This is a genomic window from Kitasatospora sp. NPDC051984 (assembly GCF_044593455.1).
GTDB lineage: Bacteria > Actinomycetota > Actinomycetes > Streptomycetales > Streptomycetaceae > Kitasatospora.
Genome location: NZ_JBIUCB010000001.1, coordinates 782,380 through 804,875 on the forward strand (window position 1 = coordinate 782,380; position 22,496 = coordinate 804,875).

Sequence of the window (22,496 nt, forward strand, 5' to 3'; positions counted from 1 at the left end):
TCCGATCGTGCACCAGCGGCACCCACGACCTTGTTGCATCCTCGCACCACGGGCAAGAGGACCGGGCGGGCAAGCGCGTGGTTTCAGCCGGTATGCAAGGGTGAAACAGGCCCCCGCAACACCTCGGATCCCAGGAGTTCACACCCGACGGCGCATGTTTTACCTGCTTGCGCCCTACGTGCGCCGTGATTTGCCACCACGCGCCCGGAACGATCTCAACGCTGCTCCGAACGGGTGTGGCGCCCGCAAGTTGACGCCCAGTCAGGCGAAAGGTCGGGACTACCCTTCAAGCCGTGAAGGCAATCCGCAGGTTCACCGTCCGCACCGTCCTGCCCGAACAACTGCAGCCACTGCACGAGCTCGCGCTGAACCTCCGCTGGTCCTGGCACCCCGAGACCAGAGAGCTGTTCCGCTCCGTCGACCCGGACGTCTGGGCCGCCGTCGGAGAGGACCCGGTCCGACTGCTCGGCGAAGTCCCCGCGGCCCGGCTCGCCGCCCTCGCGGGCGACCGGCGATTCCTGCGCCGGCTCGGCGACCTCGCCGACGACCTGCGCGACTACCTCACCGGCCCGCGCTGGTACCAGTCGGCGAACGACGCCGAGAGCGAGCTCCCCGCCGGCGTCGCCTACTTCTCGCCCGAATACGGCATCGCCGCCGCCCTCCCGCAGTACTCCGGCGGCCTCGGCATCCTGGCCGGAGACCACCTCAAGGCCGCCTCCGACCTCGGCGTCCCGATCATCGGCGTCGGACTCTTCTACCGGCACGGCTACTTCCGGCAGTCGCTCAGCCGGGACGGCTGGCAGCAGGAGCGCTACCCCCTGCTCGACCCCGACGCGCTCGCCGTCACCCTGCTCCGCGAAACCGACGGCACCCCCTGCCGGATCGACCTCGCCCTGCCCGGCGGCCGCACCCTCGCCGCCCAGGTCTGGCGCGCCCAGGTCGGCCGGGTCCCGCTGCTGCTGCTCGACTCCGACATCGAGGCCAACAGCCCCGCCGAACGCAACGTCACCGACCGCCTCTACGGCGGCGGCAGCGAACACCGGCTGCTGCAGGAAATACTGCTCGGCATCGGCGGCGTCCGCGCCGTCCGCACCTACGCCCGGCTCACCGGCCACCCCGCACCCGAGGTGTTCCACACCAACGAGGGCCACGCCGGCTTCCTCGGCCTGGAACGCATCGCCGAACTCACCACCGAACACCCCGGCCTCGGCTTCGCCGACGCGCTGGAAGCCGTCCGGGCCGGCACCGTGTTCACCACCCACACCCCCGTCCCCGCCGGCATCGACCGCTTCGACCGGGACCTGGTCGCCCGCCACTTCGGCGGCGACGCCGCACTGCCCGGCGTCCCCGTCGACCAGGTGCTCGCGCTCGGTGCCGAGAGCTGGGCCGGCGGCGACCCCAAGCTGTTCAACATGGCCGCCATGGGCCTGCGGCTCGCCCAGCGCGCCAACGGCGTCTCCACCCTGCACGGCGCCGTCAGCCGGGAAATGTTCAGCGGCCTGTGGCCCGGCTTCGACGCCCCCGAAGTCCCCATCACCTCGATCACCAACGGCGTCCACGCCCCCACCTGGATCGACCCCGCCGTGGTCCGGCTCGGCGCCACCGAGATCGGCCAGGAACGCGCCGACGAAGCCATGGCCGTCGGCACCACCGGCCAGTGGACCGGCCTGGAACGCATCGGCAACGCCGAAGTCTGGGAACTGCGCCGCACCCTGCGCGCCCAACTCGTCGACGAAGCCCGCCGACGGCTGCGCGCCTCCTGGCAACAGCGCGGCGCCGGCGACGCCGAACTCGGCTGGACCGGCACCGTGCTCGACGCAGACGTCCTCACCATCGGCTTCGCCCGGCGCGTCCCCTCCTACAAGCGGCTCACCCTGATGCTCCGCGACCCCGCCCGGCTGCGCGCCATGCTGCTGCACCCCGAACGGCCCGTGCAGATCGTCGTCGCCGGCAAGGCGCACCCCGCCGACGACGGGGGCAAGCGGCTCATCCAGCAACTCGTGGCCTTCGCGGACGACCCCGCGGTGCGGCACCGGATCGTCTTCCTGCCGGACTACGACATGGCGATGGCCAAGGCGCTCTACCCCGGCTGCGACGTCTGGCTGAACAATCCGCTGCGCCCGTTGGAGGCTTGCGGCACCTCCGGGATGAAGGCCGCGCTGAACGGCTGCCTCAACCTGTCCATCCTCGACGGCTGGTGGGACGAGTGGTACGACGGCCAGAACGGCTGGGCCATCCCCACCGCCGACGGCGGCACCGGCGAGGGCGTGCTCGACCCGGAGAGCCGGGAGGCCGAACGGCGCGACGACATCGAGGCCGCCGCGCTCTACGACCTGATCGAGCACCAGGTCGCCGCCCGCTTCTACGACCGCGGCGCGGACGGGCTGCCGCACCGGTGGATCTCGATGGTCCGGCACACGCTGGTCACCCTGGGGCCGAAGGTGCTGGCCGGGCGGATGGTCCGGGAGTACGTCGAACGGCTCTATGTTCCGGCTGCGGGCGCGCGACGGCGGCTGGCGGGTTCGGCTTCGGACTACGCCGGGGCGAAGGCGCTTGCGGGCTGGAAAGCGACGGTCCGTGACGCGTGGCCCTCGGTGCGGGTCGAGCACGTCGAGGCGGACGGGGTTGGCGAGGCGCAGGAGCTCGGGGCGACGTTGGCGCTTCGGGTGCAGGTGGCGCTCGGGCGGCTCGGGCCGGAGGACGTCGAGGTGCAGGTGGTTTCCGGGCGGGTGGACGAGAGTGACCGGATCTCCGAGGCGACGACGCTGGCGCTGAAGCCGGCGGTGGGCGGGCCGGACCTGGACGGGCGGCTGCGGTACGAGGGGCACCTCGAGCTGGCACGGACCGGGCCGTTCGGGTACACGGTGCGAGTGCTTCCCGCGCACGCCAGGCTCGCGTCGATCGCGGAGCTGGGGCTGGTGGCGGTGCCGGTGGAGTTGGGGGGACTGGAGGCAGGGGTGCTCAGGTAAGTGCATTCAGGGGCCCGGGGAACGGCGGGGCCGAGTTGCGGGTGGTCGGGGACATCGAGGGGTCGAGTCTGCGGAGGGTCGGAGAAGGGGACCCGAAACTACGGGACCTTTTCGTGCCCTGTTGATCACCCGCAGACTCGGCCCCGCCGTTCCCCGGGCCCCTGGGTGCGCACCTTCCGGCCCCTGGATTCGTATCCCCGGGCCCCTGGGTGCGCACCTGCGAGTGCTAGCCCTGCCAGGAGTGCCAGAGGCGGGCGTACGGGCCGTCCGTTGTGACGAGCTTCTCGTGGGGGCCGAGGTCGGTGAGGTGGCCCTGGGTGAGGACGGCTACGCGGTCGGCGTCGTGGGCGGTGTGGAGGCGGTGGGCGATGGCTATGACGGTGCGGCCGGTGAGGGTGGCGGCGAGGGCGCGTTCGGTGGTGCGGGCGGCGGTGGGGTCGAGGAGGGCGGTGGCCTCGTCGAGGATCAGGGTGTGGGGGTCGGCCAGGATGACGCGGGCGAGGGCGAGTTGTTGGGCCTGGGCGCCGTCGAGGCGGTGGGTGGGGCCGAGGTCGGTGTCGAGGCCGTGGGGCAGGTCGTGGTGCCAGCCGACGGCGTCGAGTGCGGCGGTGAGGGTGGGGTCGTCGGCGTCGGGGGCGGCGATCCGCAGGTTGTCGCGGAGGGTGCCGAGAAAGACGTGGTGTTCCTGGGTGACCAGGACGACCTGGCGGCGCAGCCTCTCGGGGGAGAGGTCGGCGAGCGGGACGCCGCCGACGGTGATGGTGCCGGTGCGGGGCCGGTCGATGCCGGCGAGCAGGCGGCCGAGGGTGGTCTTGCCGGAGCCGGACGGGCCGACCACGGCGAGGCGTTCGCCGGGGCGCAGGTCGAGGTCGAGGCCGTGCAGCACGTCGGGCCCGTCCGGGTACGCGTAGCGGACGTCGGTGACCCGGATGCGGTCGTCGGTGGGTTCGCGGTCGGCGGTCGGGGTGGGCGTGGGGGCGGCGGCGAGGCCTTCGACGCGGGCGTACGCGGCGGTGCTGCTCTGCACGGATTCGAGCAGGACGACGATGGTGTCGAGGGGTTCTTCGACGCGTCGCAGGTACAGGACGGCGGAGATCGCGGCGCCGAGGGTGACGGTGTGGTGGGCGACCAGCAGGGCGCCGAGGGGGAGGACCAGGACGACGGGGACGGTGTACGAGAGGTTGATGACGGCGAAGAAGCGCAGCCGCAGGTTCAGGGTGCGCAGCCGGGCGAGGTTGGCGGTGTCGACGGCGTGGCGGCCGGCGGCGAGGCGCTGCTGCTGGAGGCCGAGGGCGTCGATGGTGCGGGCGCCGTTCGCGGTGGCGGAGAGGGTCTCGGCGAGGCCGGCGTTGGCGGCCCGGTCGGCGAGGTAGGCGGCGCGGGCGCGGCGCAGGTACCAGCGGGCGCCGAGGGTGATGCCGACGACCCCGAGCAGGCCGCAACTGCCCAGCAGGGGGCTGACGGTGAGGATCGCGACGAGGATGAACAGGGCCTGGGCGGCGGCCACGAAGAGTTCGGGCGCGACGTCCCGGAGGGTTTCGCCGACGGAGGTGGCGTCGGTGGTGCCGCGTGAGGTGAGGTCGCCGGTTCCCGCCCGTTCGGCGGTGGCGGCGGGCAGTGCGAGGACCCGGTCGAGGAGCTGTTCGCGGATGCGGGCGGCGGCCCGTTCGCCGAACCGGTGGGCCAGGTAGCGGGCCTGGCGGTTCATCAGGACCTGCGCGGTGGCGCAGCCGAGCAGCAGCAGGCCGAGGCGGTCGATGTCGGCGGTGGTGGCGCCGTGGGTGACCCGGTCGATGATCCGGCCGAGCAGCCAGGGCCCGGCCAGGCCGAGCAGGGCGGCGAGGCCGTTGAGGGCGAGGACGGTGGCGAATGCCCGGCCGTCCTCGCGGACCAGCCGGGTGGCGGCCTGCCGGACCTGGCGGGCGGTGGCGATCGGCAGGGTGCTCATTCGGCCACCTCGGCGGGGGAGTCGGAGCCTCGGGTGACCAGGGCGCGGTAGCCGGGCTGGGTGCGGAGCAGTTCGCGGTGGGTGCCGCTGGCGGCGACCTTGCCGTCCACCAGGTAGTGGACGGTGTCGGCCTGGTCGAGCAGCAGCGGGGAGGTGCTGGTGAGGGCGGTGGTGCGGCCGGCGCGGGCGGCGCGCAGTCCGGCGGCCATCGCGGCCTCGGTGTGGGCGTCCACCGCAGAGGTCGGTTCGACGGCCAGCAGGACGTCCGGTGCGGCGGTCAACGCGCGGGCGAGGCGCAGGCGTTGGCGCTGTCCGCCGGACAGGTTGCGGCCGTCGGGGGCGATCGGGGCGTCGAGCTTGCCGCCCAGGGAGCCGAGCACGTCGAGGGCGGCGGCGGCCTCCAGCGCGGCCAGCAGGGTGTCGTCGGGGGCGTCGGTGCGGCCGCGGACGGTTTCGCGGAGGGTGCCGGCGAACAGGGTCGCCTCGTTCTCGGCGAGGGTGATCCGGGCCCGGACGTCGGCCAGGGGCAGGTCGGTGAGCGGGGTGTCGCCCCAGTCGGCGGTGGTGGCCGGGGCGAGCCGGGCGAGGCGTTCGGCGACGGCGGCGGTGTCGGCCGGGCGGGCCGCGGCGAGCACCGTGAGTTCGCCGGGGGCTATTCGGACGCCGGACTCGCGGTCGATCAACTCGGCTGCGGAGGCCTGGAGTTGGTCGGTGCCCTGGTCCGGGTCGGGGGTCAGGTTGAGGAAGTCGGTGACCCGGCGGGCGCAGACCAGGGCGCGGCCGATGTCCTGGCTGTTCTCGATCAGGAAGTACACCGGGGCGACCAGCACCGCGGCGTACGCGAACACCGCCGTCAGCTGGCCGGGCGTCAGATCGCCCTCGACGGCGAGCCGGGCGCCGAGCCAGGTGACGGCGGCCAGCAGCAGCGTCGGGAGGCCGCCGCCCAGTGCCTGGATCCAGCTGACGGCCGCGCCGACCCGGTAGCCCTCGGCGCGCAGCGCCTGGGAGTCGGACCGGTAGCGGGCCGCGTACACGTCCTTGCCGCCCAGGCCGTTCAGCACCCGCAGGCCGCCCGCCAGATCCTCGAACCGGGCGGTCAGGCGGCCCTGGTGGTCGCGGAAGCGGCTCTCGGCAACCTGCTGACGGGACATCAAGGGCCGCAGTGCCAGGGCGAGGGAGGGCAGTCCGAGCAGCACGATCAGGGCCAGCAGCGGGGAGAGGGTGAACAGGATCGCGGCGGTCGTCAGGTAGCAGATCACCGCGCCCACGCCGGGCCCGATGAAGGTGAGGGCCATGGCGATCTTGGACACGTCGGAGATGCCGATGGTGACCACCTCGCCGGCCGTCACCTGCCGGGGCAGCGCCGCGCCGAGCCGCACGCCGTGCCGCAGCACCACGGTGATGGTCCGGAAGGACGCGTCGTTGCGGACCATCGTCATGGTGCGGTGCCGGCACCAGGCCAGCACCAGGTTCAGCAGGCCGAAGCCGAGCATCGCCGCCGACCAGCCGAGCACCGCCGCCGTCCGGCCCGGGCGCAGGCCGTCGTCGACGGCGCGGGAGAGCAGATAGGGCTGGACGGTCAGGCCGAGCATCCAGGCGGTGCCGTAGCAGGTGCCCGCCAGCGAGCGGCGGCGCTGGCTGCGGACCAGCCACCACAGGAAACGGAGCGGGCTGCGGGCGTCAGGGGGGCCGGCTCGTCCGGCGGTCGGGTCGTCCACGGACCGAGGCTAGTGGCGGTGGCCGGAGCGGGTCGATCGGTTTCCGGTGCACCCGGGGGCCGGGCCCCGGTGGTGTGCCGGGGCCCGGAAGGAGTCAGCTGCTGACGCCGAAGAAGTAGTACGAGTCGGCGAGTTCGAGGCCGTCCTTGGTGGTGGCGTGCACCCGCAGGTAGTACCAGCCGCTGTGCTGCGGCGTCCAGGAGAGGTCCAGCTCGCCCTTCTTGCCGGCGGCGACGGTGGTGGGCTGGTCGCCCCAGCCGAAGCTGTACGTGTAGCTGGCGATCTGCGAGCCCTCGGTCTTCGGGGCGAAGTGGAAGGTGCCGGGGACGCCGGCGCTCGCGGTGCCCGCCGGGTACTGGGCGGAGGTCACGGTGACGGTGGTGTCCGTCTCGTCGCGCCACCAATTGCGCTGGCTGGTCCAGCCGTTGGTGCTGGTGGAGGAGACCAGCAGGGTCTCGCGCGGCTCCAGGGCGAGGGTGACGGTGGCAACGCCGCTCGCCTCGGCCGGGACGGTGATCGGCTCCCAGCTGCCGGACCGCCGGATGCTGTAGCCGACCACCGGACTGGCCGCCTGTACGCCCGCGTCGGGGGTGAGCTTGAGGGTGACCGGCTTGCCGTAGGGGGCGTGCGACAGGACGGTGATCTTCGGGGCGTCCGGCTTGATCCGGATCCGGTAGTGGTACGTCGACGACGGGTTCATCGCGCGGTCGACGCTGCGGACGTAGAGGTCCTGGATCCAGTTGGCGCTGTTCGCCGGGGGAATCAGGTCGACGGAGGCGCCGCCGCCGAGGCCGTTGGCGCGAACCGCGTAGCGCGGGTCGGCGAACGGGTCACTGGCGTGCGGGATGCCGTGCTCGCCGATCTCGGCGCCGGAGACCGAGAAGGTGCCGTCCCAGGAGAACTGGTAGCCGAGGATGTCGGGGACGCCGTTCGCCCCGAACTCGAAGTGGATCGGCGCGCCGCCCTGACTGGCCTGGTCCTCCGGGTAGTTGGGGGAGACCACGGTCGGCGGCTGGTCCGGGAAGGTGTCGTCGGCGGTGATGTAGCAGGCGGCCGACCAGTCGGACGCCGCGCTGTTCGACGGGTCCACGGTGCGGGCCTGCCAGGCGTACGTCTGCCCGTCGGTGAGGACGGGCAGACGGGTCGACGCCTCGTAGCCGGGCTGGGCCCAGGTGCGCTCGACGGCGCCCACCTGCGCCGGATCGGCGACCGGCCAGTAGCGGAACTGCTCGGTCAGGTTGGAGACTTCCGGGTCGGTGTGGCTCGGAATGCCCTCGACCACGACGCCGGTGCGGCCGGCCAGCACCAGCGGCGCGCCCGGGTCGGTGGCGCAGGGCCGGTACGCGTTGTACAGGTCGGTCGGCACGTTCGGCGTGCCCGTGGCGGCACCGGCCGTGCCCGGGACGAGCAGCGCCAGAGTGAGTCCGGCGCCGGCGGCCAGGGCGACGCGGGCGTGCGCTCTCGGTGAAGCCTTCATGCGGTGATCCCCCTCCGTAGGACCGCCCGCGTGCCGTATCGGCAGGGCGGGCGCGGGAATCGTACGGCACACGATCAGTTGTTCGGGAGGGATTTATTCCGGTGCCGGGCCCCGGTGGTGTGCCGGGGCCCGACGGGGCGTCAGTTGACGACGAAGGTGTAGTAGCTGCTGGTCAGTCGGATGCCGTCCTTGGTGGTCGCCCAGACCTCCATGTCGGTCCAGCCGCTGTCGGTGGGGGTGTAGGTGAAGTCGGCCTCGCCGTTCGGGCCGGCCGGGACGGTCTGGTCGGTGTTCCAGCCGAAGGAGTAGGTGTAACTGGCGATCAGCGAGCCGTCCACCTTCGGGGCGAGGTGGAAGGTGCCGGCCACGCCCACGCCGCCCGCGGGCTGGAACTCCGGGTAGTCGGTGGAGGTGATGGTCGGGGTGGTGTCGACCCGGGCGCTCCAGTTCGCCTTCGAGCTGATCCAGCCGTTGGCGCTGGTGGAGGTGATGTCGAGCTGCTCACCGTTCGGGTCCTTCAACAGCAGCGTGGTCTCGGCGGTGCCGTCCGGTCCGGCCGGGACGACCGTGTCCTGGTACGTCCTGGCGTTGTGGACGGTGTAGGAGACGATCGGGCTCTTCGCCAGGGTGCCCGCGTCCGGGGTGAGCTTGAGCGTGACGGGCTGGCCGAACTGCGGCGTGGTCAGCGGGGTGACGGTCGGCGAGGTCGACAGCACGAAGATCAGGTGGTTGGTGATCGGCGAGGCGTTCCCGGCCCGGTCCAGACTGCGCACCATGAGCTGGACCGGGCCGCTGTTGAATCCGGCCGGCGGCGTCAGGTACACGGTGGCCGCGGCGCCGAGGCCGGCGGTCGTGGTCGACTCCGTGAAGCCGCCGTTCCAGCCGTACTGGTACCCGGCGACATCGGTCACGCCGTTCGGATCCATGCGGAGCTCGATCGGCGCGCCGCCCGGGTACCACTGCTGGTCGGGGTAGCCGGGGGTGGTGACGGTGGGAGCGGCCGACGGCGGGGTGCTGTCGACGGCGAGGTAGCAGGAGGCTGTCCAGTCGGAGCCTGCGCCGTTCGCCGGGTCGACCGTTCGCATCTGCCAGGCGTACGCGGTGCCGTCGGCCAGCGAGGAGAGCGAGATGCTCGCCCTGTTGCCGGATATCGCGTAAGGCCGGTCCACGGTGGTGACCTGCGTCGGGTCGGCGACCGGCCAGTACCGGAACTGCGCGGTCACGCGGGTGACCGACGGGTCGGTGTGATGGGTGATGCCGTCCACGTCGATGCCGTTGGGGACGAACATCGGGGCGTTCGGGTCGGTCGAGCAGGCCCGATGGTTGTTGTGGAGATCGGTCGGAACGGTCGGAGCGCCGGTGACGGCTCCTGCGGAACCGGGTACCAGCAGCGCCAATGAGACGGCGGCGGCAGCGGTCAGGGCGAGACGGGCGCGCCTGCCCGGAGTGTGCGACATCGGGATTCCCCTCCTGCGGCGACCTGCGGAAACGGGTGATCCCGCAGGTGGGGGGAATTGTATGGTGTGCAATCGATCTGACGGAAAGGAATATTCCGACTCTGTGCACCTTCAGGGGCTCTGGGAACTGCAAGGGTGAGTCTGCGGAGGGTCAATGAGGGGCAAAAGGGTTCCCAAGTTTCTGGTTCCTGTCTTCGGCCCGCCGCAACACGATCATTCGCCGTCCCCGACCCTCCGCAGTCCCGGCCTCGCCGTTCTCCCCCAGCCCTTGGGGGCTGGGAGGTACCCCCCACGAGCCCCTGGTTTCGCGCTCCCTACACCAGGCTGTCCTTCCAGGTCTGGTGGAGCGTCGCGAAGCGGCCTTCGCCGGCGATGAGGGTGGCGGGGGTGCCGTCTTCGACGATGCGGCCCTGGTCCATGACGAGGACGCGGTCGGCGATCTCGACGGTGGAGAGGCGGTGGGCGATGATCACGGCGGTGCGGCCGGCCAGGACGGTTTGCATGGCGTGCTGGACGGCCTGTTCGCCGGGGACGTCGAGGGAGGAGGTGGCTTCGTCGAGGATGAGGACGGCGGGGTCGGCGAGCAGGGCGCGGGCGAAGGCGACGAGTTGGCGCTGGCCGGCGGAGATGCGGCCGCCGCGCTTGCGGACGTCGGTGTCGTAGCCGTCGGGGAGGGCGGTGATGAACTCGTGGGCGCCGATGGCCCGGGCCGCGGCTTCGATCTCGGCCCGGGTGGCGTCCGGCTTGCCGACCGCGATGTTCTCGGCGACGGTGCCGGAGAACAGGAAGGACTCCTGGGTGACCATCACGACGGCGGCCCGCAGGTCGGTGGTGGTGAGGTCGCGGAGGTCGACGCCGTCGAGGGTGACGGCGCCGGCGGTGGGGTCGTAGAAGCGGGCGAGCAGTTTGGCGAGGGTGGACTTGCCGGCGCCGGTCGCGCCGACCACGGCGGTGGTCTGTCCGGCGGGGAGGACGAGGTCGAACTCGGGGAGGATCTCCTTGCCGTTGGCGTACGCGAACCGGGTGTCGCGGAAGGCGACTTCGCGGCCCTTGCCGGTGGCGGCGGGAAGCGGGGTGGGCTCGGTGGGCTCGGGGACGGAGGGCTCGTGGGCGAGCAGGCCGGCCATCTTCTCCAGGGCGGCGGCGGCCGACTGGTAGCTGTTCAGGAACATCGCCAGCTGGTCGATCGGGTCGTAGAGCCGGCGCAGGTACAGCACGAAGGCGGTGAGGACGCCGAGTTCGAGGCTGCCGTCGCTGACCAGCAGCGCGCCGAGGACGACCACGCCGGTGATCCAGGTGTTGGCGGTGACCCGGGACAGGAAGACGTACCGGGCCATCTCCAGCAGGCCGTCCGCGGTGGCGGTGGCGGACTGCTGGTTGACGGTGTCGAAGGCCTTGTTGTTGGCGGACTCGCGGCGGAAGGCCTGGACCGGGCGGATGCCGTTCATGGTCTCGGTGAAGCGGACGATCAGTCCGGCGGTGACGGTGCGGGAGCGGCGGTAGACCTGCTGGGAGCGGCGCCGGAAGGACCGGATGATCAGGTACATCGGCAGGAAGGACACCAGGGCGGCGAGGCCCAGGCGCCAGTCCATCAGGATCAGCACCACGGTGATGTAGCCGACCGACAGGCAGACCATCAGGAGTTCCTGGAGGCCCTCGGCGAGCAGTTCGCGCAGGGTGTCCACGTCGCTGGTGGCGCGGGAGATGATCCGGCCGGAGGTGTAGCGCTCGTGGAAGTCCAGGCTGAGGCGCTGCGCGTGCTTGAAGATCCGGCCGCGCAGGTCGAGCAGGATGTCCTGGTTGATCCGGGCGGCGACCCGGATGAACGCTCGTTGCAGCAGGGTGGCGACCAGCGCGCAGCCCAGGTACGCGGCGGTGACGGCGATCAGCGGGCCGGAGTCGTGGTCGCGCAGCGCGGGGATGCCGCGGTCGATGGCGTAGGCGACCAGGAGCGGCCCGGCCTGCAGGGCGGCCTGCTGGACCAGGACGGCGAGCACGGCGACGGCGATCCGGCGGCGGTGCGGGGCGAGCAGCGAACCGAGCAGGGCGCGCGGGGCGCCGGGCGGGACGGGGATGTCTTGGTCGTCGGTGGCCGCGGGAACCAGGTCGTCCTCTTCGACGGCGGGTTCGGCGACGGCGGTGGTCATCGGGCCAGCGCCCCTTCCAGGTCGGATTCGCCGGACATCAGGGCCCGGTAGGCGGGACAGGACTGCAGGAGTTCCTGGTGGGTGCCGACGGCGGTGATCCGTCCGTCGGCGAGCAGCGCGACCCGGTCGGCCAGCAGCACGGTGGACGGGCGGTGCGCGACGACCAGCGCGGTGGTGTCGGCGAGGACCTGCCGCAGGGCACGCTCCACCAGTGCCTCGGTGTGCACGTCGAGCGCGGACAGCGGGTCGTCGAGGACCAGGAAGCGGGGTTCGCCGACCACGGCGCGGGCCAGCGCGAGGCGCTGGCGCTGGCCGCCGGACAGGCTCAGGCCCTGCTCGCCGACCTCGGTGTTCAGGCCCTCGGGGAGCCGGTCGACGAAGCCGGCCTGCGCGGTGTCGAGGGCGCGGGCGAGCCGCTGCTGGTCGGCGTTCGGGGCGCCCATCAGCACGTTCTCCCGGACGGTGGCGGAGAACAGGGTGGGTTCCTCGAAGGCGACGGCGACCTCGCGGCGGAGTTCCTCGCGGGACAGGTCGCGGATGTCGGTGCCGTCCAGCGTGATCGAGCCGGCGGTGGGCTCGTACAGGCGGGGGAGCAGTGCGGTGAGGGTGGTCTTGCCGCTGCCGGTGGCGCCGACCAGGGCGAGGGTCTCGCCGGGGCGGATGTGCAGGTCGATGCCGGACAGCAGGTCGGGGGTGCCTGCCGGGGCGTCGGGGTAGCGGAAGCGGACGCCGGTGAAGCGGATGCCGCGGTCGTCGGTGGGGCTTTCGCCGGAGGGCGGGTCGGTGGGCTCCGGCTCGTCCATCACCTCGAAGTAGCGGTTGGTGGCGCTGGCGGCCTCGGCGGCGAAGCCGAGCAGCCAGCCGATCGACTCGACCGGCCAGCGCAGGGCGAGCGCGGTGGACAGGAAGGCGACCAGGGTGCCGGCCGAGAGTTCGTCGTGGGCGACCAGGTAGACGCCGGTGGCGAGGGCGCCGCCGAGGGCGAGTTCGGGCAGGCCGACGATGACCGCCCACAGGTCGCCGAGCAGGCCGGCCTTGCGGAGTTCGGTGTCGCGCAGGTCGGCGCTGTGCCGGCGGAACTCCTCGGCCATGGTGCGGTGCCGGCCGAAGGCCTTGAGGATGCGGATGCCGAGCACCGACTCCTCGACCACGGTCGCGAGGTCGCCGTTCTGGTCCTGGGCGAGCCGGGAGGCGGCCGAGTACCCGGCCTCGAAGCGGCGGGTGAAGATCATCAGCGGGATGGCCGGGATCAGGGTGATCAGGGCGAGCCGCCAGTCCAGCGCGAACATCAGCGCGGTGCCGGTCAGGAAGACGGTGGAGTTGACCACCAGGAAGACCAGCGGGAAGGCCAGGAACAGCCGCATCACGAACAGGTCCGAGGTGGCCCGGGAGAGCAGCTGCCCGGACGGCCAGCGGTCGTGGAAGGAGATCGGCAGCCGCTGGAGCTTGGCGAACAGGTCGCCGCGGAGCTTGGTCTCCACCTTGGCCAGCGGGCGGGCCACGATGATCCGGCGGATGCCGAACAGGCCGGCCTCGGCGAGGCCGAGCAGCAGCAGGGCGACGGCCAGCGGCCACAGCCCGGCCAGGTCGTGGTGGGCGACCGGCCCGTCCACGATCTTGCGCAGCACGATCGGCACGGCCAGCACGCTGAGCGAGGCGAGCCCGGCGGCGGCCATCGAGCCGAAGATCCGCCAGCGGGCCTCCCGGGCGTACGGCCACAGGCGCAGCAGGGATCGCACCGGTGATCGGGGTACCGATTCGGGCGAAATTCCGGTGTCGTCCGTTGACGGAGTGTTCGAATCCGCGGGGGTGGGCGGAGCGGGGTTCTGGTTCTCGGCCATCGCCGAGAGGGTAGGCGCTGCCACCGACATTTCTCATCCGGTTTTTTGCCCCTGTCGGCGAGATCCGGCCAGGCCGGACGGGGCGTCAGGCCGGCCGAAGGCGCTCCCCATTGCGCCGTTCGGGTCGCTCGGAACGGTGTGCGCCGCCTCCGGGCGCAGGGAGCGCGCAATCATCGGAGACCGGCGTGAGGGGGCGCGGACCGGCCAACAACACGCAACGAGCGCCTCCTTGCAGGCCCCCGGGCACCGGGGTGTGTGATCTGGCCCGAGTGATCGCGGTGGATCACCGGAGCAGCCAGGAGACCCGCATGTCGGTCGAGACCGAGCACGCCCCCGAAGTCCAGGCCCCGGCACAGCAGAGCCTGAGCACCGCGGCGGCGCGCAACCTCGCCACCACGACCAAGTCCAAGCCGCAGATGCAGGAGATCAGCTCGCGCTGGCTGCTGCGCAAGCTGCCCTGGGTCCACGTCTCGGCCGGCACCTACCGGGTCAACCGGCGGCTCTCCTACGCGGTCGGCCGCGGCCGGGTGAGCTTCGTGCAGACCGGCCGGGAGGTCAAGGTGCTGGCGCCCAGCCTGCGCGAGGTCCCGGTGCTGCGCGGCTTCGAGGACCACGCGGTACTGAACGAGCTCGCCGGGCGCTTCGTCCAGCGCGGCTTCAGCGCCGGTGAGGTACTGGTCCAGGAGGGCACCCCGATCACCGAGGTCTTCCTGATCGCGCACGGCAAGGTCGAGCGGATCGGCACCGGCAAGTACGGCGACGACACCGTGCTCGCCGTGCACGCCGACGGCGACCACCTCGGCGACGAGGCGCTCAACGTCCCCGGCGGCCACTGGCCGTACACCGTGAAGGCCGCCACCGCGGGCACCGCCATGTCGCTGGCCTGGCCGGCCTTCCAGGAGGTCGTGGACCGCTCCCCGGGCCTCCAGGCACAGATCGCGCTCTTCCTCGCCGGACAGGCCGCCGGGCAGAACGAGCACGGCGAGGCCGAGATCGGCATGTCGGCCGGCCACGAGGGCGAGTACGCCCTGCCCACCGCCTTCGTCGACTACGAACTCGGCCCCCGCGAGTACGAGTTGAGCGTCGCCCAGACGGTGCTGCGGGTGCACAGCCGGGTCGGCGACCTGTACAGCAAGCCGATGGACCAGACCCAGGAACAGCTCCAGCTCACCATCGAGGCGCTGCGCGAGCGCCAGGAGCACGAGATCGTCAACAACCCCGACTTCGGGCTGCTCTCCAACTGCGCCTTCGACCAGCGGATCCAGACCCACAGCGGCGCACCCACCCCCGACGACCTGGACGAACTGCTCGCGATGCGCCGCGACACCGACTACCTGTTCGCCCACCCGAAGGCGATCGCCGCGTTCGGCCGGGAGGCCAACCGGCGCGGCGTCTACTTCTCCACCGCCGAGGTGCACGGCCACCGGGTGCCCGCCTGGCGCGGCGTCCCGCTGCTGCCCTGCGGCAAGATCCCGGTCCGCGGCGGCACCACCTCGATCCTCGCGATGCGCACCGGCGAGCACAACCAGGGCGTGGTCGGCCTCACCCAGGTCGGCATCCCCGACGAGGTCGAACCCGGCCTGAACGTCCGCTTCATGGGCATCGACGAGAAGGCCGTCGTCAACTACCTGGTCTCGACGTACTACTCCGCCGCGATCCTGGTCCCCGACGCGCTGGGCGTGCTGGAGAACGTCGAGGTCGACCACCCCCGGTCCTGACCGCCCCCACGCCGAAAGACGACCGACATGCCCTCACTGCTCACCCGGACGCTCGCCCCGCACGGCACCCACGAGCTGGCGGCGCTGGTCTCCGCCATCCTCACCCACCCCGAGCGCCCCGCCCCCGGCCGGCTCACCTGGCACGCCCCCGGCCCCACCGGACTCGGCACCAGCGGCCTGCTGACCCACCGCCCGACCGTCCCGAACCAGGCCACCGGGGCGACCGACGACATCGTCCGGGACGCCCCCAGGGCCCGGCCGATCACCAACGGCAAGGCGCCCGCGCTGTACTGCCCGCCCGCGGTGCGCGACGACCCCGCGCTCGGCGACCTGGTCAACGAGCGGCTGATCGAATGGGCCGAGGGGATCGGCATCTACCCCGGCCGCACCGACATGCTGCGCAAGGCCAACTTCGGCCGGCTGATGATGCTCGGCCACCCCGAGACCGACGACCCCGACCGGCTGCTCGCCGCCGCCAAGTGCGGCCTGGCCGAATGGTCGGTGGACGACCACATCGTGGACGCCGAGGTCGAGGAACCCCGGCACGAGGTGATCGGCCAGCGCCTGGCGATCTGCCACTCCGTCATCGACCAGGCCCAACTGCCGCTGCGCTACGCCCCCCAGCTGGAGGAGAACGTCCAGCGCGACCCGGTCGCCATGGCACTCCGCTCCTCCCTCGGAGACCTGGCCGCGTACGCCAGCTGGAACCAGGTCCGGCGGCTGCGGCACGAGCTGGCGATCATGTTCGTCGCGTACGGCCAGGAAGGCATGTGGCACACCACCGGGCACCGCCCGCCGGTGTGGGAGTACCTGATGCACCGCCACGAGAACTCCTTCATCCCGTGCATGGTGCTGGTCGACGCGATCGCCGGCTACGAGGTGCCACAGGCCGAGTTCGCCGACCCCGCCGTGCGCCGCACGTTCAACCTGGCCGGCACCGCCACCGTGCTGATGAACGACCTGTACTCGATGGGCAAGGAAGACCCCGGCGACTTCAGCCTGCCGATGCTGATCGCCACCGAGGAGGGCTGCTCGCTGGACGAGGCCGTCCGGCAGAGCGTGGCGATCCACGACGAACTGATGCACACCTTCGAGGCCGAGGCCTCCGCCCTCGCCCTGACCGGCTCGCCCGAGCTGCGCCGCTTCCTGGCCGGCACCTGGGCCTGGGTCGGCGGCAACCGCGAGTGGCATGCGGGCAGCGCCCGCTACCAGACCGACTGATCCCACCGTCCACCGCCCAGTTGAGGAGCACGCCGTACATGACCACCACCGCCGTCCCGAGCGCCACCAACGTGCTGCGCACCGCGTTCCAGAAGTCGGTCGCCAACTACTGGAACCTGGAGAAGGACCCGGTCAACATCAAGCTCGGTGAGGTCGACGGCCTCTACCACCACCACTACGGCCTCGGCCCGGTCGACCCCTCGGTGTTCGAGGGCCCGGACGAGACCCGCGACGAGCGCATGATCAAGGAGATGCATCGGCTGGAGACCGCCCAGGCCGACGTGCTGCTCGACCACCTCGGCGACATCGCGCCCACCGACGCGCTGCTGGACGCCGGCTCCGGCCGCGGCGGCACCAGCATCATGGCCAACCAGCGGTTCGGCTGCGAGGTGGACGGCGTCTCCATCTCCGAGCAGCAGGTGGCGTTCGCCAACGGGCAGGCGCACGAGCGCGGCATCGCCGACCGGGTCCGGTTCCACTTCCGCAACATGCTGGACACCGGCTTCGAGACCGCCTCCCGCCGGGCGATCTGGACCAACGAGACCACCATGTACGTGGACCTGTTCGAGGCGTTCGGCGAGTTCTCCCGGCTGCTCGCCCCCGGCGGCCGCTACGTCTGCATCACCGGCTGCTCCAACGACGTGATGGGCCTGCGCTCGAAGGCCGTCAGCCGGATCGACGAGCACTACATCTGCAACATCCACCCGCGCAGCCAGTACTTCAAGGCGCTGGCCGCCAACAACCTGGTGCCGATCAGCGTGGTCGACCTGACCGCCGACACCATCCCGTACTGGGAGCTGCGCGCGCAGTCCTCGGTGGCCACCGGCATCGAGGACCCGTTCCTGACGGCGTACAAGGAAGGCAGCTTCCACTACCTGATGATCGTCGCCGACCGGGTCTGACGGCCGCCTCGGCGGGAGGCCCGGGCCGGTGCCCGGGCCTCCCGTCATGCCGTCAGCAGCACGGCCGAGCGGGCGGCCAGGGTGACTTCGGCGACCGGCCCGGGCGCCGGTGGGCCGGCCAGCGCGGTGTCGATCAGCGGGCGGTGCGGGCCGGGCAGGGTGAAGTGCCGGGGCTCGGGGCCGGCGTTCAGCAGCAGCAGGAAGTCGGCGTCGTGCACCGCGCGGCCGTGCTGGTCGCGTTCGGCCATCGCGGTGCCGGACAGCCGCATCGCCAGCGCGTGGCCCGGGGCGAACCAGTCCGCCTCGGTCATCTCCCGCCCGTCCGGGGTGAGCCAGCTCAAGTCCCGCGGGCCGTCGGGCCCGGCCGGACGGCCGGAGAAGAACGCCCGCTGCCGCAGCACCGGGTGGGCCCGGCGCAGCCGGATCAGCCGGGCCGTCAGCTCGGCCAGCGAGCGCCACTGCGGGTCGTCCAGCAGCGACCAGTCCAGCCAGCCGGTCTCGTTGTCCTGGCAGTAGGCGTTGTTGTTGCCGCGCTGGGTGCGGCCGAGTTCGTCGCCCGCCGTCAGCATCGGCACGCCGCTGGACAGCAGCAGGGTGGTCAGCAGGTTGCGCAGCTGGCGCACGCGCAGTTCGCGGATCGCCGGGTCGTCGGTGTCGCCCTCCGCGCCGTGGTTCCAGGACCGGTTGTCGTCGGTGCCGTCCCGGTTGTCCTCGCCGTTGGCCAGGTTGTGCTTGCGGTCGTAGGAGACCAGGTCGCGCAGGGTGAAACCGTCGTGCGAGGTGATGAAGTTGACGGAGGCGTAGGGGCGCCGCCCGCCGCGCTGGTACAGGTCGGAGGAGCCGGCGATCCGGGTGGCCAGCTCGCGCACGTCCGGCCGGACGCCGCGCCAGAAGTCGCGCACGGTGTCCCGGTAGCGGTCGTTCCACTCGGCCCACAGCGGGGGGAAGCCGCCCAGCTGGTAGCCGCCCGGGCCGACGTCCCACGGCTCGGCGATCAGCTTGACCCGGCTGAGCACCGGGTCCTGCGACACCGCGGCCAGGAACGGGTGCTCCATCTCCACCGCGTCGCTGCCGCGGGCCAGCGCCGCCGCCAGGTCGAATCGGAAGCCGTCCACGCCCATCTCCTGCACCCAGTAGCGCAGCGAGTCGGTGATCAGCCGGATCACCTGCGGGCGGCGGGTGTCCAGGGTGTTGCCGCAGCCGGTGTAGTCGGCGTAGCCGCGGCGGGAGCGGTCGAGCCGGTAGTAGCCGGCGTTGTCGATGCCGCGGAAGGACAGCGCCGGGCCCATCACGCCCGACTCGGCGGTGTGGTTGTACACCACGTCGAGGATCACCTCGATGCCCGCCGCGTGCAGCGCCCGCACCATCCGCTTGAACTCGCCGACCTGCTGGCCCCGGCTGCCGGAGGACGAGTAGCCCGCGTGCGGGGCGAAGAAGCCGAGCGTGTTGTAGCCCCAGTAGTTGACCAGGCCGCGCTCCTGGAGGTGGTCCTCGCTGACGTGGTGGTGGACCGGCAGCAGCTCCACCGCCGTCACGCCCAGCCCCGTCAGGTGGGCGATCGCCGCCGGGTGCGCCAGGCCCGCGTAGGTGCCGCGCAGCTCGGGCGGGATGTCGGGGTGGCGCTTGGTGAAGCCGCGCACGTGCAGTTCGTACAGCACCGTCTCGGCCCACGGCGTCTTCGGGCGGTGGTCGTCGTACCAGTCGTCGGCGTCGTGCACCACCACCGCCCGGGGCACGTACGGCGCCGAGTCCCGGTCGTCCCGGACGGTGTCCGCGACGTCCCGCTCCGGCCAGTTGCGGACGGCCGAGCTCACCGCGTCGTGCGTCACGCAGCCGCCGTCGATGGCGCGGGCGTACGGGTCGAGCAGCAGCTTCGCCGGGTTGTGCCGGGCGCCCGTCCACGGGTCCCACCGGCCGTGCACCCGGAAGCCGTAGCGGGTGCCGGGCAGCACTCCAGGCAGGTAGCCGTGCCAGGTCTGGTAGGTCTGCTCGGTCAGCCAGTGCCGGCTCTCCCGGCCGCGGTCGTCGAACAGGCACAGCTCGACCGCCTCCGCGCCCGGTGACCAGAGCGCGAAGTTGGTGCCCCGGCCGCCCTCGCCGTCGGTGCGGAACCGGGCGCCGAGCGGCTGCCAGCTGCCCGGCCAGGGCGGCGCCGGGGCCGGCCGGGGCGCCGAGCCGTTCGGCCCGGCGGCCGGTCGTGCCTCCCGGGACGTGCTCCTGCCCAGCTCCTGCCACGCCGTCATGGCGACCCTCCCAGCCATCCGGGGGCCTGTCCCCGTTCTTCCGGTTGTTCCCTGTGCGACGGCGCTCGTCACCCCGGGTCGGAATGCGTGACGCACCGTGATCAATCCTGTGCCCAGCGCGGCCGGGTGGGGAAACCATCCGGTCGTGTCCGGGGAGTGCGATCGGTCGTTGTCCCCGGCATCGGGTGGTTCGCGCGACAGCGGGAGGACGGCATGCACGCCGCGGTACGGCTCTGGGCTCGGTGGGCGGCCGCGGCCGGACTGGTCCTGCTGACCGGCTGCTCGGGCGTGTTCTCGTCGGGCGACGCCGGGCCGCCGGTCTCCCGCGCCCAGCTCACGATCGGCCCCGCCGACGGCGCGCAGGGCGTCGCGGTGGACGGCGCGGTCAGGGTGAACGTCACCCAGGGCCGCCTGCTGGACGTCGAACTGACCGACGACAAGGGCGCCCGGGTGCCCGGCACGTTCACCGGTGACGCCACCGGCTGGACGCCCGACGACCGGCTGGCCGCCGGCACCGCCTACACCCTGGACGTGACCGCCGAGGACGCCGGCGGCCTGCGCGCCGTCCAGCACGCCCGGTTCGCCACGGTGCCGCCCGACCGCACCTTCGTCGCCTTCTTCACCCCCGAGGACGGCTCCACCGTCGGCGTCGGCATGCCCGTCTCGCTGCGCTTCTCCCGCCCCGTCCCGGCCGAGAACCGGGCCGCCGTCGAACGGGCCGTCTCCGTCACCGCCGACCCGCCGGAGGAGATCGCCGGCCACTGGTTCGGCGACCAGCGGCTCGACTTCCGCCCGCACGCGTTCTGGCCGACCGGCACCAAGGTCACCCTGGGGCTGCGGCTCAAGGACGTGGAGGGCGCGCCCGGCTTCCTCGGCACCCAGAACAAGGACATCCACTTCACCGTCGGCCGCTCACTGATCGCCACCGTGGACCTGGACCGGCACACCATGACGGTCCGCCAGGACGGCCGCCTGCTGCGCACCCTGGAGGTCAGCGGCGGCAGCCCCGAGCACTCCACCTACCTCGGCACCATGGTGGTCTCCGAGCGCTACCAGGTGACCAGGATGAACTCGCAGACCGTCGGCCTCGGCGACGAGTACGACATCAAGGACGTCCCGCACGCGCTGCGGCTCACCACCTCCGGCACCTTCGTGCACGGCAACTACTGGACCGACCGCGAGGTGTTCGGGGCCGCCAATACCAGCCACGGCTGCATCGGCCTGGCCGACACCAACGACGGCAGCCCCAACACCCCGGCCGGCTGGCTCTACCAGCACATCCAGGTCGGCGACGTGATGGAGGTGCGCGGCTCGCACGGCGACCGGGTCTCGCCCGACAACGGCCTGAACGGCTGGAACCTCTCCTGGTCGCAGTGGACGGTCGGGCGGTCGGTGCCGGTTCACTGAACGGGCACTCGGCTACCTCGGAAGATTCACTCAGCTTTGACGGTTATTGTTGCCCGCGCGCCCGACACGGTCGGGAGTGCGGTGGCTGTGCATACCGGAGGGGAGCAGCGCGGTGAAGGCGGTTCAGAAGGCCGAGGGCGGAATAGTCGGGGGCGGACGGCGGGCGCGGCAGGCCGCGACAGCCGTGCTGGTGGGCGGTGTCCTGCTGCTCGGCACGGCCTGCAGCAGCGGCGGCGGCTCGAGCGACGCCAAGGGCGGCGGCGGTTCCTCGTCCGCTTCGGACGCGACGCCGAAGGTGTCGACCGCTCAGCTGACGGTCACTCCGGCCGACGGGGCGAACGACGTGGCGCCCAAGGACGGTCTGCAGGTGACGGTGGCCAGCGGCAAGCTGACCACGGTCGCGGTGACCGACAAGAACGGCAAGGCGGTGGCCGGCGAGATCGCCGCCGACGGCCTGAGCTGGAAGCCCACCGAGCAGCTGACGGTCGGCACCACGTACACGGTGAACGCGCAGGCGACGGACTCGGCCGGCCTGGTGGCCGCCTCCACCACCACGTTCACCACGCTGACGCCGGCCAAGAAGGTCGCCACCAACGACAACATCGCCGACAACGGCCAGTACGGCGTCGGCATGATCGTCTCGGTGAACTTCAGCAAGGCCGTCAAGAACAAGGACGCGGTGCTGGCCGGCATCACCGTGGTGGGCTCGGACGGCACGGTGGCCAAGGGCCACTGGTTCGGCACCTCCCGGCTGGACTTCCGGCCGGAGCAGTACTGGAAGCCGGGCACCAAGGTGACGGTGAAGTACCGGCTGAAGAACGTCGAGATCGCGCCCGACGTGTACGGCGACGTCGACAAGGACGAGCCGTTCACCATCGGCCGCTACCAGGTCTCGACGGTGGACGCCGCGACCCACCAGATGACGGTCTCGCGCGGCGGCGGCGACAACCAGACCATTCCGATCACGGCGGGCGACGACCAGAACCCGTCCTGGAACGGCACCATGGTGATCGCCACCAAGGAGAAGGTCACCCGGATGAACTCCGCCACGGTGTCCAACATCAAGGGCAAGGAGTACGACGTCCCGGACGTGCCGCACGCGATGCGGCTGACCACCTCCGGCACCTACGTGCACGGCAACTACTGGGGCGACGCGTTCGGCAAGTCGAACGCCAGCCACGGCTGTGTCGGCATCGCCGACGTCAAGGGCGGCAGCGACGGTTCGAACGCCGGCAAGTTCTTCAACACGTCGATGGTCGGCGACGTGGTCAAGATCGTGAACTCCAAGAACGGCAAGACCGTCTCCGGGGACAACGGTCTGAGCGGCTGGACCATCCCGTGGAGCCAGTGGTAGCCGATCGGTTCAACCGGCAGTGGGACGGCCCGGCGATCGTGCGATCGCCGGGCCGTCGACCGTTCGTGACCGTACCGGGACACTTGGCGCGCAA

General features: G+C 72.1%; 13 protein-coding genes. 6 read left to right on the forward strand and 7 right to left on the reverse strand.

Annotated elements, in window-relative coordinates:
* Window positions 1-293 precede the first annotated feature (293 nt).
* Window positions 294-2,969 (forward strand): alpha-glucan family phosphorylase, encoded by a 2,676-nt coding sequence (gene glgP / locus ACIHEI_RS03560; RefSeq protein ID WP_396605428.1) that lies wholly within the window; start codon window positions 294-296, stop codon window positions 2,967-2,969.
* 226 nt (window positions 2,970-3,195) lie between these two features.
* Here glgP and ACIHEI_RS03565 read toward each other — a convergent pair whose 3' ends face one another.
* The 6 genes from ACIHEI_RS03565 to ACIHEI_RS03590 all read right to left on the reverse strand — a co-directional run bounded on the left by ACIHEI_RS03565 (window position 3,196) and on the right by ACIHEI_RS03590 (window position 13,557).
* Window positions 3,196-4,917: an ABC transporter ATP-binding protein gene (locus tag ACIHEI_RS03565; RefSeq protein WP_396605429.1), complete on the reverse strand. Its 1,722-nt coding sequence runs from the start codon at window positions 4,915-4,917 to the stop codon at window positions 3,196-3,198.
* A complete protein-coding gene (locus tag ACIHEI_RS03570) occupies window positions 4,914-6,635 on the reverse strand; it encodes an ABC transporter transmembrane domain-containing protein (RefSeq protein ID WP_396605430.1) in 1,722 nt (573 codons plus the stop codon). Before ACIHEI_RS03570 ends, ACIHEI_RS03565 begins: the two co-directional genes overlap by 4 nt.
* 94 nt (window positions 6,636-6,729) lie before the next feature.
* The gene (locus ACIHEI_RS03575; protein WP_396605431.1) at window positions 6,730-8,112 is read right to left on the reverse strand and encodes a hypothetical protein; all 1,383 of its coding nucleotides are present in this window, start codon (window positions 8,110-8,112) and stop codon (window positions 6,730-6,732) included.
* A gap of 140 nt (window positions 8,113-8,252) precedes the next feature.
* Complete coding sequence (locus ACIHEI_RS03580) at window positions 8,253-9,569, reverse strand: hypothetical protein (protein ID WP_396605432.1); 1,317 nt, start codon at window positions 9,567-9,569, stop codon at window positions 8,253-8,255.
* A 314-nt stretch (window positions 9,570-9,883) separates the two neighbouring features.
* Window positions 9,884-11,716 carry an ABC transporter ATP-binding protein gene (locus ACIHEI_RS03585; protein ID WP_392950807.1) on the reverse strand — a complete coding sequence of 611 codons (1,833 nt, stop codon included), beginning with the start codon at window positions 11,714-11,716 and terminating at the stop codon, window positions 9,884-9,886.
* The gene (locus ACIHEI_RS03590; RefSeq protein WP_387866216.1) at window positions 11,713-13,557 is read right to left on the reverse strand and encodes an ABC transporter ATP-binding protein; all 1,845 of its coding nucleotides are present in this window, start codon (window positions 13,555-13,557) and stop codon (window positions 11,713-11,715) included. Before ACIHEI_RS03590 ends, ACIHEI_RS03585 begins: the two co-directional genes overlap by 4 nt.
* Window positions 13,558-13,865: 308 nt before the next feature.
* Between ACIHEI_RS03590 and ACIHEI_RS03595 the strand changes: the two genes are divergently transcribed.
* Genes ACIHEI_RS03595 through ACIHEI_RS03605 form a run of 3 tightly spaced genes read left to right on the forward strand, consistent with a single transcriptional unit; the run spans window position 13,866 to window position 17,398 of the window.
* Complete coding sequence (locus ACIHEI_RS03595; protein WP_396605433.1) at window positions 13,866-15,275, forward strand: family 2B encapsulin nanocompartment shell protein; 1,410 nt, start codon at window positions 13,866-13,868, stop codon at window positions 15,273-15,275.
* A 27-nt stretch (window positions 15,276-15,302) separates the two neighbouring features.
* Window positions 15,303-16,496, forward strand: a complete 1,194-nt coding sequence (locus tag ACIHEI_RS03600; protein ID WP_392950814.1) for a family 2 encapsulin nanocompartment cargo protein terpene cyclase — start codon at window positions 15,303-15,305, stop codon at window positions 16,494-16,496.
* Between the two features lie 38 nt (window positions 16,497-16,534).
* Complete coding sequence (locus ACIHEI_RS03605; RefSeq protein ID WP_392950817.1) at window positions 16,535-17,398, forward strand: geranyl diphosphate 2-C-methyltransferase; 864 nt, start codon at window positions 16,535-16,537, stop codon at window positions 17,396-17,398.
* A 44-nt stretch (window positions 17,399-17,442) separates the two neighbouring features.
* On the opposite strand, the gene glgX is transcribed toward ACIHEI_RS03605, so the two are convergent.
* Complete coding sequence (gene glgX / locus ACIHEI_RS03610) at window positions 17,443-19,641, reverse strand: glycogen debranching protein GlgX (RefSeq protein ID WP_396605434.1); 2,199 nt, start codon at window positions 19,639-19,641, stop codon at window positions 17,443-17,445.
* A gap of 213 nt (window positions 19,642-19,854) precedes the next feature.
* On the opposite strand from glgX, the gene ACIHEI_RS03615 reads away from it, so the two are divergent.
* Together ACIHEI_RS03615 and ACIHEI_RS03620 are read left to right on the forward strand one after the other, a co-directional pair.
* Window positions 19,855-21,048: an Ig-like domain-containing protein gene (locus ACIHEI_RS03615; RefSeq protein ID WP_396605435.1), complete on the forward strand. Its 1,194-nt coding sequence runs from the start codon at window positions 19,855-19,857 to the stop codon at window positions 21,046-21,048.
* Between the two features lie 112 nt (window positions 21,049-21,160).
* On the forward strand, window positions 21,161-22,402 hold the full coding sequence (locus ACIHEI_RS03620) for an Ig-like domain-containing protein (RefSeq protein WP_396605436.1): 1,242 nt from the start codon (window positions 21,161-21,163) through the stop codon (window positions 22,400-22,402).
* The last annotated feature ends 94 nt before the right edge of the window (window positions 22,403-22,496 follow it).

Coding starts and splice junctions, on each gene's coding strand:
- ACIHEI_RS03615 (WP_396605435.1), top strand. CDS start 19,855: ATGCACGCCGCGGTACGGCTCTGGGCTCGGTGGGCGGCCGCGGCCGGA.
- ACIHEI_RS03600 (WP_392950814.1), top strand. CDS start 15,303: ATGCCCTCACTGCTCACCCGGACGCTCGCCCCGCACGGCACCCACGAG.
- ACIHEI_RS03585 (WP_392950807.1), bottom strand. CDS start 11,716: ATGACCACCGCCGTCGCCGAACCCGCCGTCGAAGAGGACGACCTGGTT.
- glgX (WP_396605434.1), bottom strand. CDS start 19,641: ATGACGGCGTGGCAGGAGCTGGGCAGGAGCACGTCCCGGGAGGCACGA.
- ACIHEI_RS03575 (WP_396605431.1), bottom strand. CDS start 8,112: ATGAAGGCTTCACCGAGAGCGCACGCCCGCGTCGCCCTGGCCGCCGGC.
- ACIHEI_RS03590 (WP_387866216.1), bottom strand. CDS start 13,557: ATGGCCGAGAACCAGAACCCCGCTCCGCCCACCCCCGCGGATTCGAAC.
- ACIHEI_RS03595 (WP_396605433.1), top strand. CDS start 13,866: ATGTCGGTCGAGACCGAGCACGCCCCCGAAGTCCAGGCCCCGGCACAG.
- ACIHEI_RS03605 (WP_392950817.1), top strand. CDS start 16,535: ATGACCACCACCGCCGTCCCGAGCGCCACCAACGTGCTGCGCACCGCG.
- ACIHEI_RS03580 (WP_396605432.1), bottom strand. CDS start 9,569: ATGTCGCACACTCCGGGCAGGCGCGCCCGTCTCGCCCTGACCGCTGCC.
- ACIHEI_RS03565 (WP_396605429.1), bottom strand. CDS start 4,917: ATGAGCACCCTGCCGATCGCCACCGCCCGCCAGGTCCGGCAGGCCGCC.